This window comes from Sphingomonas citricola (assembly GCF_019429535.1).
Classification (GTDB): Bacteria; Pseudomonadota; Alphaproteobacteria; order Sphingomonadales; family Sphingomonadaceae; genus Sphingomonas; species Sphingomonas citricola.
Genome location: NZ_JAHXZM010000001.1, coordinates 712,732 through 729,924, shown reverse-complemented (window position 1 = coordinate 729,924; position 17,193 = coordinate 712,732). Strand labels below are relative to the sequence as shown.

Here is a 17,193-nt window from a genome sequence, read left to right as displayed (position 1 = left end):
CCGCTTGATCCGGCCACCGCGTCGGGCCACATCGCGGCGATGCTGATCGAAACCGAAACCACGCCGAACCCCGCGACGCTCAAGTTCCTGCCCGGCCGCGTCGTGATGGACGCGGGCACGCGCGACTTCGCGACGCCCGAAGAGGCGGAGGCGAGCCCGCTGGCCCAGGCCCTGTTCGACCTCGGCGACGTGACGGGCGTGTTCTTCGGGCGCGATTTCGTGTCGGTGACGGCAGCGCCCGGCACGTCGTGGGCGACGCTGAAGCCCGACGTGCTCGGCATCCTGATGGATCATTTCGCGGCGCAGATGCCGTTGTTCCGCCCCGCCTCGGCCGGTTTCTCGGTCCCGCCGGAGGAGGAAGCATTCGCCGACGATCCCGCCGATGCCGACATCGTCGCGCAGATCAAGGATCTGATCGACACGCGCGTTCGCCCGGCGGTGGCGAACGACGGCGGCGACATCGTTTATCGCGGCTTCGACAAGGGCAAGGTGTATCTGCGGATGCAGGGCGCGTGCGCGGGTTGCCCGTCGTCGAGCGCGACGTTGAAGAACGGCATCGAGCAACTCTTGCGCTATTACGTGCCCGAGGTGAGCGAGGTGCGCGCGGTCTGATCCGCGTCGCCTAAGCCCCTGCCCTGACCCATCCGGAGTTTCCATGTCCCAGCCGCTCAACGACGCCGCGCTCGACCAGCTGTTCCGCACCGCGCGCAGCTACAACGGCTATACCGACCGGCCAGTGACCGAGGACGATTGCCGCGCGATCTGGGAGCTGGCGAAGATGGGGCCGACCTCGGCGAACCAATTGCCCGCGCGGTTGGTGTGGTGCACGTCCGACGCGGCCAAGGCGAAGCTCGCCGACTGCTGTTCGGACGCCAACAAGCCCAAGGTGCTGGGCGCGCCGGTCACCGTAATCATCGGCATGGACACCGATTTCCACGAGCATCTGCCCGAGCTGTTCCCGCACACCGATGCGAAGAGCTGGTTCGACGGCAATCGCGAGTTGCGCGAGGCCTCGGCGTTCCGCAACTCGTCGCTCCAGGGGGCGTATCTGTTGCTGGCGGCGCGCGCGCTCGGGTTCGATACCGGTGCGATGTCGGGGTTCGACGGCGGCGCGGTCGACAAGGCGTTCTTCGCTGACAGCCCCGCGGTACGCACCAACTTCATCATGACGATCGGTCACGGCGATCCCGCCTCGATCTTCGATCGCAGCCCGCGCCCGGCGTTCGAGAAGTTCAACACGGTTGCATGAAGCTGCGCGGGCGGCGAAAGCCTGCGCGATGCATCTGGTCTTCATTACCGAGCCGCTGACGTGAGCGACGCTGCACGCCTGCTCGTCATCGACACCGCGACCGCCGCCTGCTCGGTCGCCTTGTTCGAAGGCGATACGTTGCTCGCGCACCGGCACGATGTCGTCGGGCGTGGCCATGCCGAGCGGCTGCTGCCGATGATCGCCGACCTGCCGGGCGGCGGGCGCGCAGGCGACATTCTGGTCGATGTCGGTCCGGGCAGCTTCACCGGTATCCGCGTCGGGATTGCCGCGGCGCGCGCGCTGGCGCTCGGCTGGGGCGCGGAAGCGCGCGGGTACAGCGCACTCGCGCTGATCGCCGCCGCGGCGTTGGCTAAGGACGACGAGGGCGCGCGCGCGCCCGAACTTGCGGTCGTGACCGAAGGCGGGCACGGTGAAGTCTTCATGCAGGCGTTCGCCGCCCCTTTCCGCGCGCTGGACACGGTGCAGTCGCTCCGTCCCGAGGCCGCGCTCGCCGCGCTGGCGGGACGCCGCGCGATCGGTAGCGGGACGCGCTGGCTGGCGGATCTCGCGTCCGACTTCCCCATCGCGGACGCGTGGCCCGACGCGGCGAACGCGCTGCTGCTGCCACCCGAGTATCGCACATTGCCCCCCGCCCCGCTCTACGGCCGCGCGCCCGACGCGAAGGTGCCGACGCCCAGAGTGACACGGTGAGCACGCAGCTTCATCTGGTCGAACTCGCCAGCGGGCGCGTCAGCGATGTCGACGCGGTCGACCGCGTCATGCAGGCGGCGTTCGAACCGCGCTACGGCGAGGCGTGGACGCGCGCGCAATGCGTCGGCATCCTGACGATGCCGGGGGTGTGGCTGACCCTCGCCAGATCGGCGGGCGAGACCGTCGGGTTCGCGCTGGTGCGCGCGATCATGGACGAGGCGGAACTGCTGCTGATCGCGGTTGACCCCGCCTGCCGCCGCCGCGGCGTCGCGGGCGCACTGATGCGGTCGATGCTGGCGGAATGTCGCGGCCGCGGCGTCAAGCGCGTCCACCTGGAGGTGCGCGCGAACAATCCGGCGGTCGCGCTCTACACCGCGCACGGCTTTGCCAAGGCGGGCGAGCGGCGCGATTACTACCGCGCAAAATCAGGCGAGCAGTTCGACGCCCACACCTACGCGCGCGACATATAGCGTTTTTGCGAGTCGCTAGCGCTTTTCGCAACAAGCCCGAGGCTTTAAGAGCGCGCTCATGCCTCGCAACATCGATCTCGAAGCCCTTTGCCAGCAGAAGGGCCTGCGCATCACCGAGCAGCGCCGCGTCATCGCGCGCGTCCTGTCCGAAGCCGACGACCATCCCGACGTCGAGAAGGTGTACGAGCGCGCGTCGAAGATCGACTCCGGCATCTCGATCGCGACCGTCTACCGGACGGTGCGCCTGTTCGAGGAAGCCGGCATCCTCGACCGCCACGATTTCGGCGATGGCCGCGCGCGCTACGAACCGAGCCCGGAGGCGCACCACGATCACCTGATCGACGTCGAGACGGGCAAAGTGATCGAGTTCGTCGACCCCGAGCTCGAGCAGCTGCAAAAGGCGATTGCGGAGAAACTGGGCTTCCGCCTCGTCGACCACCGGATGGAATTGTACGGCGTCAGCCTCAGCCGCAAGGATTGAGCGCGGCACGGGCCCCGCTAGCATGATCGCCGCGATACGAATTGCGGCGCGGCTGGCGCTGCTCGTCGTCGCGCTGCTGATCGCGTTGTTGCTTCACGGCGCGTGGCGACTGGTACGCGCGCCCTCGCCCTGGCCGCGCCGGTTCCTCGGCACCGTCGCGCGAATCGTCGGCGCGCGGGTGCGCGTGGTCGGGCGGCCGCTGCGTCGCGACGTCGTGGTGCTCGCCAATCATCTGAGCTGGATCGACATCCTGCTGCTCGCGGGCGCGAACGGCACCGCGTTCGTCGCGAAGGAGGAATTGCTCGGCGTGCCACTGATCGGCTGGCTGTGCACGCTCAATCACACGATCTTCGTCGCGCGCGGCGATCGGATGAACGTCGCGGCGCAGGTGGCGCAGTTGCGGAGCGCACTGGCGCGGCCGTGGCCCGTCACGATCTTTCCCGAGGGCACGACCGGCGACGGCGTGACGCTGCTGCCGTTCAAGGCGGCGCTGCTCGGCGCGCTCGATCCCGCGCCCGCCGGGTTGATGGTCCAGCCGGTCAGGATCGATTACGGCGCGGCGACGCGCGATCTCGCCTGGGTCGGCGACGAGCCGGGGATCAATCATGCACGCCGCGTGCTCGCGCGGCCGGGACGGTTCACCGCGACGCTGCACTTCCTCGAGCCGTTCGCGCCCGCCGGCGACCGCAAGACGATCGCGGCCGAGGCGCGCGCGCGGATTGACGCCGCCCGGCAGTAGCGGTTCCGCACGCTTTCGCCTAAGGGCACGCGCATGAAATCGCCCCCGAAAACTTTTCACGTCAAGTCGTTCGGTTGTCAGATGAACGTCTACGACGGCGAGCGGATGGCCGAGTTGATGGCCGCCGATGGCCTGACCGCGACCGACGACGCCAATGCCGCCGACCTCGTCGTGCTCAACACCTGCCACATCCGCGAGAAGGCGACCGAGAAGGTCTATTCGGACATTGGCCGGATCAGGAAGCACGCCGGCAAGGACGGGCGCGCGCCAATGATCGCGGTGGCGGGCTGCGTCGCGCAGGCAGAGGGCGCCGAGATCGTTCGCCGCGCCAAGGTCGACGTGGTAGTCGGACCGCAAGCGTACCACAACCTCCCGCGCCTCGTCGCCGACGCGGCATCGGGCAATGCCGCGCTCGACACGGACATGCCGCTCGCCTCGAAGTTCGGCGCGCTGCCCGCGCGTCGCAAGGTTGGGCCGAGCGCGTTCCTAACCGTGCAGGAGGGGTGCGACAAATTCTGTACCTATTGCGTCGTCCCCTACACGCGCGGCGCGGAGGTCAGCCGGTCGTTCGCGCAGGTGCTCGACGAAGCAAAGGCGCTGGTCGACGCCGGCGCGCGCGAGATCACGTTGCTGGGGCAGAACGTCAACGCGTGGGAAGACGCGGACGGCCGGGGGCTGCACGACCTGATCCGCGCGATGGACCGAATCCCGGCGTTGTCACGCATCCGCTACACGACCAGCCATCCGAACGACATGCGCCAGGGACTGATCGACGCGCACCGCGACGTCGAATCGCTGATGCCGTTCCTCCACCTGCCGGTGCAGGCGGGCGCGGACCGCGTGCTGAAGGCGATGAACCGCAGTCACACGCGCGACAGCTACCTGCGGCTGCTTGACCGTATCCGCGACGCCCGCCCCGACATCGCGCTGTCGGGCGATTTCATCGTCGGCTTCCCCGGCGAGAGCGAGGCCGAGTTCGCCGAGACGCTGAGCCTCGTCGACGCGGTCGGTTACGCGCAGGCATATTCGTTCAAGTACAGCCCCCGCCCCGGCACGCCCGCCGCCGACATGGCCGATCAGATCGCACCCGAGGTGATGGACGATCGCCTGCAACGCCTGCAGGCCGCGCTCAATCGCGATCAGGCGGCGTTCAACGCGCGGACGCTGGGGCGGACGTGCAGCGTGCTGGTCGAGCGGCGCGGCAAGCTGCCGGGGCAGTGGCTCGGCAAGTCGCCGTGGCTGCAATCGGTGCACCTGATCGGCGATTACGCGATCGGCGACGTGGTCGAGGTCACGCTGACGCAGGCCGGGCCCAACTCGCTGGCGGGCGAAGCACGCGTCGCGGTGGCGGCCTGAACGCGCGCGGCGACGATTTCCTGATCGCGGCGGTGCACGCGGCGGTTGCGCGCGCGCCCGCGAGTGCGCACCTTGGGGCGTGCAACGAAAGGACCGCATGAGTCGCAAGCCTGCTCCCGCTCAGACGGGGGAACGTGCCCGCGTCGAACTCCTGTTCGACAAGCCGCAATTGCTGGTGCAGTTGTTCGGCCAATACGATCAGCATCTGGTCGCGCTGGAAAACCGGCTGGGGGTCTACATCACCGCGCGCGGCAATCGCGTCGGGCTGGAGGGGACCGCCGAACAGGTGGCGCTCGCACGTGACGTGCTGAACGACCTCTACCAGCGGCTGCAACGCGGCGAGGAGGTCGACACCGGCCTCGTCGACGCGTCTATCGCGATGGCGGCGGAGCCGGTGCTGACCGGGATCATCCGCGCCGACGCGGGTCCCGGCGCGCCATCGGTGATGATCCGCACGCGCAAGAAGACGATCGTGCCGCGCACCGCGGCGCAGGCGCATTACATGCGTGAGCTGACCACCCACGACATGATCTTCGCGCTCGGTCCCGCGGGCACCGGCAAGACCTATATCGCGGTCGCGCAGGCGGTGGCGCAGCTCATCACGGGCAGCGTCCAGCGGCTGATCCTGTCGCGCCCCGCGGTCGAGGCGGGCGAGCGGCTCGGCTTCCTGCCCGGCGACATGAAGGAGAAGGTCGATCCCTATCTCCGCCCGCTGTATGACGCGCTCTACGACTGCCTACCCGCCGAGCAGGTCGAGCGCCGGATCGCGAGCGGAGAGATCGAGATTGCGCCGATCGCGTTCATGCGCGGGCGCACGCTCGCCGATGCGTTCGTGATCCTCGACGAGGCGCAGAACACGACGCCCGCGCAGATGAAGATGTTCCTGACCCGCTTCGGTCAGAACAGCCGCATGGTGATCTGCGGCGACCCCAACCAGACCGATCTCCCCGGCGGCGTCCGCGCCAGCGGGCTGGCCGACGCGACGCAGCGGCTGGACGGGGTCGAGGGGATCTCGCTGTGCCGCTTCACCGCCGCCGACGTCGTGCGCCACCCGATCGTCGGGCGCATCGTCGAGGCGTATGAAGGGGTCGAGGCGTGATCCACGTCGAGCTGACGCGCGAGGAACCGTGGGATGAGCGAACCGACTGGGACGCGCTCATCCTCGCCGCCGCCCGCGCGGCGGTGGGCCGGACGCCGCACGGCGAACTGCTGACCACCCCGGCGCACGTCGAGGTCAGCGTCCGGCTGACCAGCGACGACGAGGTCCACGCGCTCAACAAGCAGTACCGGGGCAAAGACAAGCCGACCAACGTGCTGTCCTTCCCGATGGTCCAGCCCGACCTGATCGATACCGTCACGCAGAACAGCGACGACGGCGAGGTGCTGCTCGGCGACATCGTGCTCGCGCACGGTGTCTGCGTCGCCGAGGCGGCCGAGCGTGGTATCCCGGTCGCGCATCACCTGTCGCACCTGGTGGTGCACGGGACGCTTCATCTGCTAGGCTACGACCACGGCACCGACGAAGAGGGGGACGCGATGGAGGAAATCGAACGCGCGGCGCTCTCCCAACTCGGCATCGCCGACCCGTATCTGATCCGAGAGGAATGACGCAGCCACTATGGCCGAGGACCGAAGTAGCGCCGCGCACGGCGGCGACCCCAATGAACAGAATATCTGGAGCGGTCTGCGCAACCTGATCTTCGGCGAACAGCGCGAGGAAACGCTGCGCGACCAGCTCGAAGAGGTGATCGACCGGCACGAGGGCGATCCCTCCCCCGACGCCAAGGGTGACCTGACCCCGCTCGAGCGGCAGATGGTGCGCAACCTGCTCCATTTCGGCGAGCGCGACGCGGGCGACGTCGGCGTCCCCCGCGCGGACATCATCGCGGTCGAGGAGCGCACCACCTTCGATCATCTGGTGCAGGTGTTCGCCGAAGCCGGCGTCAGCCGCCTGCCCGTCTACCGCGGCAATCTCGATACGATCATCGGCATGGTCCACATCAAGGACGTGTTCAACATCCTCGCGCGCAGCGCGGAGAAGCCCGCGGACATCGCCGCATTGATCCGCCAGCCGCTCTACGTCCCGATGTCGCGCGGTGCGCTCGACCTGCTCGCCGACATGCGCCAGACGCGCGTCCATCTGGCGGTGGTGCTCGACGAATATTCGGGTACCGAAGGGCTCGTCACGATCGAGGACCTGATCGAGGAGATTGTCGGCGAGATCGAGGACGAACATGACGAGGCGCCCGCGCGCCTGCTCGTACCGATCGATGGCGGCGCGTGGGAAGCCGACGCGCGCGTCGAATTGGAGGACGTCGCCGAGGCGATCGACCCCCGCCTCGCCGAGGTCGAGAACGACGTCGACACGATCGGCGGGCTGACCGCGGTGCTCGCCGGCCACGTGCCGGTGGTGGGCGACTGCCTCGACCATCCGAGCGGCTGGCGCATCGAGGTGATCGATGCCGACGAGCGCCGCGTCAATCGCGTCCGGCTCCACCCGCCGGTCACGCCACCCGACAGCGACGATGATTGATCGAACACGGCGATCAATACACGTGTGATTTAGCGTTTCACCGATTACCGGTCACGCGCTAGACACACACACCCATTATCACGAGCCGCAGCTTCCTTCGCGTATTCGCGGGGGGCAGGCGGCCGCAACGCGCCGACGAGGAGCCGATACTGATGGACGCGATTACCGAAGGCAGCCCGATCAACGATCCGAACAAGCAGCCCGCCGCGATGCGCTCGCTGCTGGGTCGCACCGCGCGCGACTGGTGGCCCGACACGCTGCCGCTCGAGATCCTGCAGACCGACGGCCAGCCCGCCAACCCGATGGGCGCCGAGTTCGATTACCGTGAAGCGTTCAAGACGCTCGACTATGCCGCGGTGAAGGAAGATCTGAAGGCGCTGATGACCGACAGCCAGCCGTGGTGGCCGGCTGACTATGGTCACTACGGCCCCTTTTTCATCCGCATGGCGTGGCACTCGGCCGGCACCTATCGCACCGGCGACGGTCGCGGCGGTTCGTCGTCGGGCGCGCAGCGGTTCGCTCCGCTCAACTCGTGGCCGGACAACGGCAACCTCGACAAGGCGCGTCGCCTGTTGTGGCCGATCAAGCAGAAGTATGGCCGCGCGCTGAGCTGGGCCGATCTGTTCATCCTGACCGGCAACGTCGCGATTGAATCGATGGGCGGGCCGACCTTTGGCTTCTCGGGCGGGCGCGAGGACGTGTTCGAGCCGCTCAAGGACATTTACTGGGGCACCGAGGAAGAGTGGCTTGGCCAGACCCGCATCGACGAGGAAGCCGGGTTGGCGCTTGAGAGCCCGCTCGCGGCGATCCAGCACGGCCTGATCTACGTCAACCCCGAAGGTCCGGGCGGCAAGCCCAATCCGATGGGCTCGGCGCGTGACATGCGCGAGACGTTCGCGCGCATGGGCATGAACGACGAGGAAACCGCCGCGCTGACCGCCGGCGGGCACACGTTCGGCAAGGCGCACGGCAACGGCGATTCGTCGAAGGTCGGCCGCGAGCCGGAAGGCTCGGACATTGCGGCGCAGGGCCTGGGGTGGACCAGCACGCACGGCACCGGCATGGGCGACGACACGATCACCTCGGGCATCGAGGGCGCGTGGACCCCGACGCCGATCACGTGGGACATGACGTATTTCGACATGCTGCTCGACCACGAGTATGAGCTGACGAAGAGCCCGGCGGGTGCGAACCAGTACCATCCGGTCGGCGATCCCGAGGAGACGCTCGCCCCGTCGGCGCACGTCGAGGGCAAGAAGGTCCCGACGATGATGACCTCGGCCGACATGGCGCTGCGCGAGGACCCCGCCTACCGCGCGGTGATGGAGAAGTTCCGCGCCGATCCGGCGTACTTCGCCGATGCCTGGGCGCGCGCGTGGTTCAAGCTGACCCACCGCGATATGGGCCCCAAGCAGCGCTACATCGGCCCGGAAGTGCCGTCGGAGGATCTGATCTGGCAGGACCCGATCCCCAAGGCCGATTATCCGCAGATCGACCAGTCGGACGTCGCCTCGCTCAAGCAGGCGATCGCCAATTCGGGGCTGGAGATCAGCGAGCTGGTCACCACCGCCTGGGCGTCCGCCTCGACCTATCGCAAGTCGGACCACCGCGGCGGCGCCAATGGGGCGCGCATCCGCTTCGCGCCGCAGAAAAACTGGGACGTCAACGAGCCCGAACAACTCGCGCGCGTCCTCTCGGTCTACGAGGGGCTGAAGGCCGAGTTCGACGGCAAGGGTGACAAGAAGGTGTCGATCGCGGACCTGATCGTGCTCGGCGGCAACGTCGGGATCGAGGCCGCGGCGAAGGCAGCGGGCAAGGCGATCGAGGTGCCGTTCACCCCGGGCCGCACCGACGCGCTGGAGGAGCAGACCGATGCGGCGAGCTTCGACGTGCTCGAGCCCAAGGCCGATGCGTTCCGCAATTACCTCCAGGTGCGTTTCACCGTGCCGACCGAGGAGCTGATGGTCGACAAAGCGCAGCTGCTCGGGCTGTCGACGCCCGAGATGACGGTGCTGATCGGCGGCCTGCGCGTGCTGGGTGGCAACCACTCGAACGCGAAGCAGCACGGCGTGTTCACCGATCGTCCGGGTCAGTTGACCAACGACTTCTTCGTCAACCTGCTCGACATGAAGACGGCGTGGAAGCAGGTCGATGAGAAGAGCGATCAGGAACATGTCGGCACCGACCGCCTGACCCACGAGCATCGCTGGACCGCGTCGCGGACCGACCTGATCTTCGGCTCCAACTCGCAATTGCGTGCGGTGGCCGAGGTTTATGCGATGAACGACGCGGGTGACCGCTTCGTCAGCGACTTCGTCGCGGCGTGGAACAAGGTCATGAACGCTGATCGCTACGATCTGCTCGACGCGTGATGCTTGCGCTGCCGGGCACTGCCCGGTAGCGGAGCGGACCTGAGCTCGGCGGGGGGCGGTATGCGCTTGGCGCGCCCCGCCCCCTTCCCTTCGGACCGGTGGAAGAAGCCCTTCGGGTCGCACCCGGATGCGCCGAACCGCCGGGGGCCGCCGGTATGCCCCCCATGCCGGCGGTCCACCTTCCCCACCACACTGACGGTGCGGGGACCTGCACAAGCCTGATGCATCGCGCGATGAACGCGCCTACATAACGATCATGCTCAAGCACGTGCTCGCCATTTTTGGCCTGATCGCCCTCGTCGCCGTTGGCATCTTCACGTACCTCGCCTGGCCCGACAAGGCGCGGCTCGACGTGAATGCCGTCGCGGGCGGACGCCCCGACATCACCGCACCGCGCGAGCAGGTGATCCCGACGGTCGGCACCGCTGATCCGATCGGGTGGAAGAACGGCGAGCATCCGACGGTCGCCGCCGGCCTGACCGTCCAGCCGTTCGCGACCGGGCTCGCGCATCCGCGCTGGCTCTATCGCCTGCCCAACGGTGACGTACTGGTCGCGGAGACCAACTCTCCGCCGCGCGAGGGCGGCGGCATCCAGGGCTGGGTGATGAAGAAGCTGCTCGGCCGGGTCGGTGCGGGCGTTCCCTCGGCCAACCGTATCACCCTGCTGCGCGATGCCAACGGCGACGGCGTGGCGGAGGTGAAGACCGCGTTCATGACCGGGCTCAACTCGCCATCGGGCATGACGCTGTTCGACGGCGCGCTCTACATCGCCAACACCGATTCGCTCGTCCGCGTCCCCTACACGACGGGCGAGACGAAGATCACCGCGAAGCCCGAGGTCGTCGTGCGCTATCCCGGCGGCGGCAATCACTGGGCGCGCAACGTGATCCCGTCGGAGGATGGGCGTACGCTCTACCTCTCGGTCGGATCGTCGTCGAACATCGCCGAAAACGGACTCGACAAGGAGCACAATCGCGCCGCCATCCTCCAGGTCTATCCGAAGGAGAAGACCTTCCGCGTCTACGCGGCGGGTCTGCGCAACGCGAACGGCATGGCGCTCAATCCCGACACCCGCGCGTTGTGGACGGTCGTCAACGAACGCGACATGCTCGGCTCCGACCTCGCGCCCGACTATCTGACCGCGGTCGAGTTCGGCGATCACTTCGGCTGGCCGTGGTATTACTGGGGCGGCTATCCCGATACGCGCGTCGAGCCGAAGAACCCGCAATTGCAGCAATATTCGAAGCGGCCCGATTATGCGCTCGGCCCGCACGTCGCCGCGCTCGGCCTGTCGTTCGCCAACGAGACGCGGCTCGGCAGCAGCTTCGCACGGGGTGTATTCGTCGGCGAGCACGGTTCGTGGAACCGCAAGCCGCTATCGGGCTACAAGGTGGTGTTCGTGCCGTTCACGCCGCAGGGATGGCCGGTGAAGGGCGCCAAGCCAGTCGACGTGATGACGGGCTTCGTCAACGCCGATGGCGAGGCGCACGGCCGCCCGGTCGACGTCAAGCCCGACGGGCTCGGCGCGCTGCTGGTCGCGGACGACGTCGGCAACACGATCTGGCGCGTTAGCGCCCCGCAGCGGATCGCAGCGGCGCGCTGATCCACGGCGCGGGCGCGCTGGCGCAGCCGATGCCGGTTCAATTACGCCGCCTAGCTCGCGCGCTGGCGTTCATCGCGGTGACGGTCACGCTGGCGAAGGCTGCGCAATATGCCGCGGTGGATCGGCTTGGTTCGAGCGTCGGGTTCGCTGCCGCTTCGTTCGCCGGTGCCGCACCGGTGGTCGCAGCCGCGGCGGTGGTGCGGGCATGACGCGGCGGCGTCGCCATGCCCGACAGGATCAGACGCTGAGATAATCGTCCAGCACGACCGCGATTTCGTGGCACGATGGACAGCCCGGATGCGCGCATCGCTCGATGGTCGATCGGATCGTCTCAAGTACATTCCGGTGGAGCGCCAGCAACATGGCGGCATCGTCTTGCGCCGGCGTCGCCGATTCAGCGACCGGCGCGTCGAGCACCGGGATCGTCACGTCATACATTCGGTAAGGGTCCCTTCGCGCACGAAAGCGAGCAGGTCACGCCTTCGTTGCGCGATCATCCGTTACGGATGTAATTCGCTACTCGAGCAGCTTCGGCCCCTCTTTCTGCAATTTCGCGCGCAGCTGATCGCCGAACAGCGCCAGGAAGCCCGGTAATTCGAATGAGGCATGGACGTTGCTTTCGCCGACGTCGAGCCGCACCGCGACGCGCTGTCCCATGCCCTCGGCGACGAAGTTGAGCGTATCGCCACTCCAGTGATGCTCGGCGACGTGACCGCCGGGGATGAAGCCCGCCAGCTTGCCGAAACCGCTCTCGATCCGCTGCTTCGCTGCGGCCTTGCCCAGCCGGTGCGGCAGGTCGACTTCGATCGGCTGGGTCATGACGGCGTCTCCTCGGTCGCGAACAACATGGCGTCGTCGGCGAACGCCTTGAACTCGAGCGCGTTGCCGGACGGATCGCGGAAGAACATCGTCGCCTGCTCGCCGACCTGCCCCTCGAAGCGCACGTGCGGCTCGATCCCGAAACGCACGCCGGCGGCGGTGACGCGATCGGCGAGCGCCTGCCAATCGGGCATGGTCAACACGACGCCGAAGTGCGGCACGGGCACGTGGTGACCATCGACTGCGTTCTCGACCGCCACCGGCTTCGCGGCGGGGTCGAGGTGCGCGACGATCTGGTGCCCCATCAGATCGAAATCGATCCATTGCGTGCTCGATCGGCCCTCCGCGCAGCCGAGCACGCCGGCATAGAAGGCACGCGCGGCGGCGAGGTCATGCACGGGGAAGGCGAGGTGAAACGGCCTGAGTGTCATGCCGATATGCTACAGCGCCACCGCGGGCGCGTCACCTGCTTGTTGCGGACTTGTGCGGGGAGGGCCGCTCGCCCAAACAGCCGCGACGTGCCGTCCGCTGCCATCCGGCCAGCCGCGGCGACCCGAGGAAGCCCACTTGTTCGCATCGATCACCCGCCGCCCCGCCCTCACCGCGCTCCTGCTTGGTGCGGCGGCCGCGTGCGGGTTCGCGCCGCTGCAATTGTGGGTGCTGACGCTTGCCTGCTTCGCCGCGTGGTTGTGGCTCATTTACGCGGCGCCGACGTGGAAGGCAGCGCTATGGCGCGGCTGGGTATTCGGGGTCGGTCACTTCACGATCAACGACAATTGGTTTCAGCACTCGTTCGATTTCCAGGACAAGATGCCGCCGGTGCTCGGCTACGTCGCCCCGCTCGCGCTCGCGCTGTATCTCGCGGTCTATCCGATGATCGCGGCGGGGATCGCCTGGCGATTTCGCGCAAAGCGCATCGATTTCGCCTGGGTGATGCTGTTCGCCGCGGCGTGGATCGCGACCGAGTGGATGCGCAGCTGGGTCTTCACCGGCTATGCCTGGGACCCGCTCGGCGTCATGTGGGTGCCGGTGCAGCCCGTCGCGGCGCTGGCGCGCTGGGTCGGCACCTATGGCCTGTCGGGACTGACGATTGCGCTGGCAGGCGCGGTGCTAGTGCTGCCGCGGCGGCCGCGTCTGGTGGCGGCCGGTGGCGTCGTGACGGCGCTACTGATCGCGCAAGGGTTCAGCTACCGCGACGCGGCACCCCGCCTCGGCCCCACGACCCCGCGCGTCGTCGTCGTCCAGCCCAATGTCGCTCAGGACGAGCGCGGCGAGAGCGACGGCGAGATGATGCTGCGTCGCCTGTCCGCGCTATCGGGCCGTCCCGGCGCCGCCCCGCGGCTGGTGCTATGGCCCGAGGGCGTGGTGCGCGATTACGTCGAGGAGGGTTATCCCTTCTGGGTCTACGGCGATCGCAGCCCGTCGGTGATCCGCGAGCGGATGGCCGCGCTGCTGGGGCCGCGCGACCTGCTGCTGACCGGCGGCACCGCGCTCACCTTCGACCGGCTCGGCGATATTGCCGCGGGTTACAATTCGGTCTTCGCGATCACGCCCGACGCGCGCATTGCCGCCCGCTACGACAAGGCGCACCTCGTCCCCTACGGCGAGTATCTGCCGATGCCGTGGTTGCTGAAGCCGCTGGGCCTCGCGCGGCTGGTGCCGGGGGACGTTGATTTCCTGCCGGGACCGGGGCCGCAGACGCTCGCGGTGCCGGGGTTCGGCGCGATCGGGGTACAGATCTGCTACGAGATCATTTTCTCGGGACAGGTCGTCGACCGGGCGCATCGCCCGCGCATGCTGTTCAATCCGTCGAACGACGCGTGGTTCGGTCGCTGGGGACCACCGCAGCATCTGGCGCAGGCGCGGATGCGCGCGATCGAGGAAGGCCTGCCGATCGTACGCGCGACGCCCAACGGCATCTCCGCCGTGATCGCCGCCGACGGCGCGTTGCTCGCGACGGTCCCGCACATGAAGGCGGGCGCGATCGAGGCGGCACTGCCGCCCGCCGCGTCGCCGACATTGTTCTCGCGCCTGGGCAATTGGGCGGCAGGCATGGTCGTGGCCCTGCTCCTTCTCGCCGCCCTTGTCCTGCGCCGCCGGGCGCGATAGGGGTGACTTAAAGCTATCTTTATATCGTTATCTGTTGCGGAGCTATCATGCGCCAGTCGTTCCTGTTCACCTCCGAATCCGTGTCCGAGGGTCACCCCGACAAGGTCGCCGACCAGATTTCCGACGCGATCGTCGACCTGTTCCTTTCGAAGGATCCGCAGGCACGCGTCGCGTGCGAAACGCTGACGACGACCAACAAGGTCGTGCTTGCCGGTGAGATCCGCGGCAAGGGCGTGTACGAGAACGGTGCCTGGGCCCCCGGGATCGAGGAAGAGATCGAGCGCACCGTGCGCGAGACGGTGCGCCGCATCGGGTACGAGCAGGACGGCTTCCACTGGCAGACGTTCGATTTCTCGAACAACCTGCATGGTCAGTCGGCCGAGATCGCGATGGGCGTCGACGAGGCGGGTAACAAGGACGAGGGCGCGGGCGACCAGGGCATCATGTTCGGTTACGCGACCGACGAAACCCCCGGCCTGATGCCCGCGACGCTCTACTACAGCCACCAGATCCTCGAGCGGATGGCGGCCGACCGTCATTCGGGCGCGGCACCGTTCCTCGAGCCCGATGCCAAGAGCCAGGTGACGCTGCATTACGAGAACGGCACGCCGACCAAGGCGACTGCGCTGGTCGTCTCGACCCAGCACAAGAAGGGCTTCTGCGAGAAGGGCGACAACGCCGACGCCACCAAATACGCGCAGTTGAAGGATTACGTCACCGGCGTGCTGCGCGACGTGCTGCCCGACGGTTTCGTGAGCGACGACACCGCGATCTACATCAACCCGACCGGCGCGTTCGAGATCGGTGGTCCCGACGGCGACGCGGGCCTCACCGGCCGCAAGATCATCGTCGACACCTACGGCGGCGCGGCCCCGCACGGCGGCGGCGCGTTCAGCGGCAAGGATCCGACCAAGGTCGACCGCTCGGCCGCCTATGTCGCGCGCTATCTTGCCAAGAACGTCGTCGCGGCCGGCCTCGCCAAGCGTTGCACGATCCAGCTGTCCTACGCGATCGGCATCGCCGAGCCGCTCAGCGTCTACGTCGACCTGCACGGTACCGGTACGGTCGACGAGGCCGTGCTGGAGGAAGCGCTGCCCAAGCTCGTGCGCCTGACGCCCAAGGGCATCCGCGAGCATCTGAAGCTCAACGCGCCGATCTATTCGAAGACCGCGGCCTACGGTCACTTCGGACGCGAGCCCGAGGGTGACACGTTCACCTGGGAGCGGACCGATCTAGTCGATCAGCTCAAGGCCGCGGTCGCGGGCTGAGTTGACCTTGAGAATATAAGGAGGAGCCCTTCGCGATCACTCGGTCGCGGAGGGCTTTTTCGTTGCGCGCTGCTGGACGATCGCGCGCTCGATGCGGTCGATCAGCCGGGTCGCGATGCGCTCCGACAGCCAGCCGACGATCGCTCCACTCACGACATCGGTCAGGTAATGCGCGCCGCGTGGCACCTGCGTCGCGCCCGCCACGCCCGCGATCACGCGCGTGGGCACGGCATAGCGGGGCACTTCGTGCGCAAACGCCTGCGCGACCGCGATCGCACCCGCGGTGTGACCCGAAGGAAAGGCGTTCTCCGCCTTGTCATCGGTTCCGCTGCCAGGCTTGATCCTCGGCCGTTCCTCCACCGCGTTGGGGCGCAGGCGATCGACGCTTCCTTTCAGAATCGTCTTCGCGGCATTGGCAACCAAATGCGCGGCGAGCATTCGCGCCCCGATGCGTAGCATCCGCGGATGCCGCAGCACCAGCCCCGCGGCGAGGGTCGCACCGCTCAACATCATCAGCGGTGTCTCATCCGCCAGCTTGCTGAGCGGGGTGAGCGCACGCACGGCCACGCTATCCTGCAATCCAAGGACGGGTTCGAGAAGTTGGTGTTCCACCGCTGCACCACGCTCGATCGTCTGACCGATGCTCATTCGTCCGCCCCCTCGCCGTGCATCTCGGGGCGCACCTGTCCATGCGCGAGCACCGCGAACAGCCCTGCCCCGCCGACCAGATTGCCGATCACCGCCGGCGCAATCTGCACGAACAGCGCCTGCGCCGCGCCGATACGACCGGTCCACATGAGCGTGAACGCCTCGGCCGACCCGACCACCGAATGGCTCAACCCGGTGACGCCGACCGCGTAGGTGACGGCGAAGATGACGAGAAAAGACTGCTCGCGCGCATTGGGCAGCATCCAGGCGATCGACGCGATCATGAAGCCCGCCGGGATCGCGGTCCAGAAGGTCGACGCGGCATCGTGGCGCAGGATCGCGGCCGATACGCTTGCCATCGCATCGCGCAGTGACGGGTCGAGCATCGGCAGGTGTGTGAGCGCCAATGTGGTCAGCGCCGTGCCGGCGAGATTGGCGAGAATGACCAGCGCCCACAGCCGCAGCGTCCGCCTGAGCGTCCACAGCGACGGTCGTGTCACCAGCGGCAGCATCGCGGTGATCGTCGACTCGGTGAAGAACTGCATCCGCCCCAGGATGACGATCACGAACCCGATGGGGTAGCCGAGCGAGACGACCAGCGTCCGCCACGGCACCTCCCCGACCCCTGCGTGCAGCGCGGCCTCGGCGAGGAGCGAGGCGTTGATAGCGAAACCGGCGGCCAGCCCCGACCATAACAGCGACGCGGCGGGGCGGTTGACTTCCACCTCGCCCGCCTCGCGCACCGCGCGGTGGACCTCCTTCGCATCGGCGGCCTTCAGGTCGTCGATCTGCTCGGCATCATCGTTGGGGGCGGGCCGATCGGACTGTCGCATCG

At 67.9% G+C, this 17,193-nt stretch carries 20 protein-coding genes; 15 read left to right on the top strand and 5 right to left on the bottom strand.

The window, feature by feature from the left end; genetic code table 11:
* Positions 1–39 precede the first annotated feature (39 nt).
* The 13 genes from KZ810_RS03725 to KZ810_RS03665 all read left to right on the top strand — a co-directional run bounded on the left by KZ810_RS03725 (position 40) and on the right by KZ810_RS03665 (position 11,723).
* Positions 40–612: a NifU family protein gene (locus KZ810_RS03725; protein WP_219767614.1), complete on the top strand. Its 573-nt coding sequence runs from the start codon at positions 40–42 to the stop codon at positions 610–612.
* 43 nt (positions 613–655) lie between these two features.
* Positions 656–1,249 carry a malonic semialdehyde reductase gene (locus tag KZ810_RS03720; protein WP_219767613.1) on the top strand — a complete coding sequence of 198 codons (594 nt, stop codon included), beginning with the start codon at positions 656–658 and terminating at the stop codon, positions 1,247–1,249.
* A gap of 60 nt (positions 1,250–1,309) precedes the next feature.
* The gene (tsaB, locus tag KZ810_RS03715) at positions 1,310–1,960 is read left to right on the top strand and encodes a tRNA (adenosine(37)-N6)-threonylcarbamoyltransferase complex dimerization subunit type 1 TsaB (protein ID WP_219767612.1); all 651 of its coding nucleotides are present in this window, start codon (positions 1,310–1,312) and stop codon (positions 1,958–1,960) included.
* Positions 1,957–2,430: a ribosomal protein S18-alanine N-acetyltransferase gene (gene rimI / locus KZ810_RS03710; protein ID WP_219767611.1), complete on the top strand. Its 474-nt coding sequence runs from the start codon at positions 1,957–1,959 to the stop codon at positions 2,428–2,430. Before tsaB ends, rimI begins: the two co-directional genes overlap by 4 nt.
* A 58-nt stretch (positions 2,431–2,488) precedes the next feature.
* Entirely contained in the window at positions 2,489–2,911 is a 423-nt protein-coding gene (locus KZ810_RS03705; RefSeq protein WP_219767610.1) for a Fur family transcriptional regulator, read from the top strand.
* A gap of 22 nt (positions 2,912–2,933) precedes the next feature.
* Positions 2,934–3,650, top strand: a complete 717-nt coding sequence (locus KZ810_RS03700) for a lysophospholipid acyltransferase family protein (RefSeq protein WP_219767609.1) — start codon at positions 2,934–2,936, stop codon at positions 3,648–3,650.
* Positions 3,651–3,683: 33 nt separating this feature from the next.
* Positions 3,684–5,006, top strand: a complete 1,323-nt coding sequence (gene miaB, locus KZ810_RS03695) for a tRNA (N6-isopentenyl adenosine(37)-C2)-methylthiotransferase MiaB (RefSeq protein ID WP_219767608.1) — start codon at positions 3,684–3,686, stop codon at positions 5,004–5,006.
* Positions 5,007–5,103: 97 nt separating this feature from the next.
* Positions 5,104–6,105 carry a PhoH family protein gene (locus KZ810_RS03690; RefSeq protein ID WP_219767607.1) on the top strand — a complete coding sequence of 334 codons (1,002 nt, stop codon included), beginning with the start codon at positions 5,104–5,106 and terminating at the stop codon, positions 6,103–6,105.
* Positions 6,102–6,614 (top strand): rRNA maturation RNase YbeY, encoded by a 513-nt coding sequence (gene ybeY, locus KZ810_RS03685; protein WP_219767606.1) that lies wholly within the window; start codon positions 6,102–6,104, stop codon positions 6,612–6,614. Before KZ810_RS03690 ends, ybeY begins: the two co-directional genes overlap by 4 nt.
* A gap of 10 nt (positions 6,615–6,624) precedes the next feature.
* Positions 6,625–7,539, top strand: a complete 915-nt coding sequence (locus KZ810_RS03680; protein ID WP_219767605.1) for a hemolysin family protein — start codon at positions 6,625–6,627, stop codon at positions 7,537–7,539.
* Positions 7,540–7,691: 152 nt separating this feature from the next.
* Positions 7,692–9,911 carry a catalase/peroxidase HPI gene (katG, locus tag KZ810_RS03675; RefSeq protein WP_219767604.1) on the top strand — a complete coding sequence of 740 codons (2,220 nt, stop codon included), beginning with the start codon at positions 7,692–7,694 and terminating at the stop codon, positions 9,909–9,911.
* Positions 9,912–10,167: 256 nt separating this feature from the next.
* A complete protein-coding gene (locus KZ810_RS03670) occupies positions 10,168–11,514 on the top strand; it encodes a PQQ-dependent sugar dehydrogenase (RefSeq protein WP_219767603.1) in 1,347 nt (448 codons plus the stop codon).
* A gap of 29 nt (positions 11,515–11,543) precedes the next feature.
* Positions 11,544–11,723: a hypothetical protein gene (locus KZ810_RS03665; RefSeq protein WP_219767602.1), complete on the top strand. Its 180-nt coding sequence runs from the start codon at positions 11,544–11,546 to the stop codon at positions 11,721–11,723.
* 28 nt (positions 11,724–11,751) lie between these two features.
* On the opposite strand, the gene KZ810_RS03660 is transcribed toward KZ810_RS03665, so the two are convergent.
* The 3 genes from KZ810_RS03660 to KZ810_RS03650 all read right to left on the bottom strand — a co-directional run bounded on the left by KZ810_RS03660 (position 11,752) and on the right by KZ810_RS03650 (position 12,764).
* Positions 11,752–11,952, bottom strand: coding sequence for a hypothetical protein (locus KZ810_RS03660; protein WP_219767601.1), 201 nt, complete (start codon positions 11,950–11,952; stop codon positions 11,752–11,754).
* A gap of 78 nt (positions 11,953–12,030) precedes the next feature.
* Positions 12,031–12,333, bottom strand: a complete 303-nt coding sequence (locus KZ810_RS03655; RefSeq protein ID WP_219767600.1) for a polyhydroxyalkanoic acid system family protein — start codon at positions 12,331–12,333, stop codon at positions 12,031–12,033.
* Positions 12,330–12,764, bottom strand: a complete 435-nt coding sequence (locus KZ810_RS03650; protein WP_219767599.1) for a VOC family protein — start codon at positions 12,762–12,764, stop codon at positions 12,330–12,332. Before KZ810_RS03650 ends, KZ810_RS03655 begins: the two co-directional genes overlap by 4 nt.
* Positions 12,765–12,900: 136 nt before the next feature.
* On the opposite strand from KZ810_RS03650, the gene lnt reads away from it, so the two are divergent.
* Both lnt and metK read left to right on the top strand, forming a co-directional pair.
* Positions 12,901–14,442 (top strand): apolipoprotein N-acyltransferase, encoded by a 1,542-nt coding sequence (gene lnt, locus KZ810_RS03645; protein ID WP_258044326.1) that lies wholly within the window; start codon positions 12,901–12,903, stop codon positions 14,440–14,442.
* A gap of 47 nt (positions 14,443–14,489) precedes the next feature.
* Positions 14,490–15,710, top strand: coding sequence for a methionine adenosyltransferase (gene metK / locus KZ810_RS03640; protein ID WP_219767598.1), 1,221 nt, complete (start codon positions 14,490–14,492; stop codon positions 15,708–15,710).
* Between the two features lie 36 nt (positions 15,711–15,746).
* Here the strand turns inward: metK and KZ810_RS03635 are convergent, their stop codons facing one another.
* Together KZ810_RS03635 and KZ810_RS03630 are read right to left on the bottom strand one after the other, a co-directional pair.
* A complete protein-coding gene (locus KZ810_RS03635) occupies positions 15,747–16,358 on the bottom strand; it encodes a phosphatase PAP2 family protein (RefSeq protein WP_219767597.1) in 612 nt (203 codons plus the stop codon).
* Positions 16,355–17,191: a formate/nitrite transporter family protein gene (locus KZ810_RS03630; protein ID WP_219767596.1), complete on the bottom strand. Its 837-nt coding sequence runs from the start codon at positions 17,189–17,191 to the stop codon at positions 16,355–16,357. The genes KZ810_RS03635 and KZ810_RS03630 overlap by 4 nt, the downstream gene beginning before the upstream one ends.
* Between the last annotated feature and the right edge of the window lie 2 nt (positions 17,192–17,193).

Bases quoted from the DNA above. Each gene is read 5' to 3' on its own strand.
- KZ810_RS03725 (WP_219767614.1), top strand. From the start codon at position 40: ATGCTGATCGAAACCGAAACCACGCCGAACCCCGCGACGCTCAAGTTC.
- KZ810_RS03720 (WP_219767613.1), top strand. From the start codon at position 656: ATGTCCCAGCCGCTCAACGACGCCGCGCTCGACCAGCTGTTCCGCACC.
- KZ810_RS03705 (WP_219767610.1), top strand. From the start codon at position 2,489: ATGCCTCGCAACATCGATCTCGAAGCCCTTTGCCAGCAGAAGGGCCTG.
- KZ810_RS03700 (WP_219767609.1), top strand. From the start codon at position 2,934: ATGATCGCCGCGATACGAATTGCGGCGCGGCTGGCGCTGCTCGTCGTC.
- miaB (WP_219767608.1), top strand. From the start codon at position 3,684: ATGAAATCGCCCCCGAAAACTTTTCACGTCAAGTCGTTCGGTTGTCAG.
- KZ810_RS03690 (WP_219767607.1), top strand. From the start codon at position 5,104: ATGAGTCGCAAGCCTGCTCCCGCTCAGACGGGGGAACGTGCCCGCGTC.
- KZ810_RS03680 (WP_219767605.1), top strand. From the start codon at position 6,625: ATGGCCGAGGACCGAAGTAGCGCCGCGCACGGCGGCGACCCCAATGAA.
- katG (WP_219767604.1), top strand. From the start codon at position 7,692: ATGGACGCGATTACCGAAGGCAGCCCGATCAACGATCCGAACAAGCAG.
- KZ810_RS03670 (WP_219767603.1), top strand. From the start codon at position 10,168: ATGCTCAAGCACGTGCTCGCCATTTTTGGCCTGATCGCCCTCGTCGCC.
- KZ810_RS03665 (WP_219767602.1), top strand. From the start codon at position 11,544: ATGCCGGTTCAATTACGCCGCCTAGCTCGCGCGCTGGCGTTCATCGCG.
- KZ810_RS03660 (WP_219767601.1), bottom strand. From the start codon at position 11,952: ATGTATGACGTGACGATCCCGGTGCTCGACGCGCCGGTCGCTGAATCG.
- KZ810_RS03655 (WP_219767600.1), bottom strand. From the start codon at position 12,333: ATGACCCAGCCGATCGAAGTCGACCTGCCGCACCGGCTGGGCAAGGCC.
- KZ810_RS03650 (WP_219767599.1), bottom strand. From the start codon at position 12,764: ATGACACTCAGGCCGTTTCACCTCGCCTTCCCCGTGCATGACCTCGCC.
- metK (WP_219767598.1), top strand. From the start codon at position 14,490: ATGCGCCAGTCGTTCCTGTTCACCTCCGAATCCGTGTCCGAGGGTCAC.
- KZ810_RS03635 (WP_219767597.1), bottom strand. From the start codon at position 16,358: ATGAGCATCGGTCAGACGATCGAGCGTGGTGCAGCGGTGGAACACCAA.
- KZ810_RS03630 (WP_219767596.1), bottom strand. From the start codon at position 17,191: ATGCGACAGTCCGATCGGCCCGCCCCCAACGATGATGCCGAGCAGATC.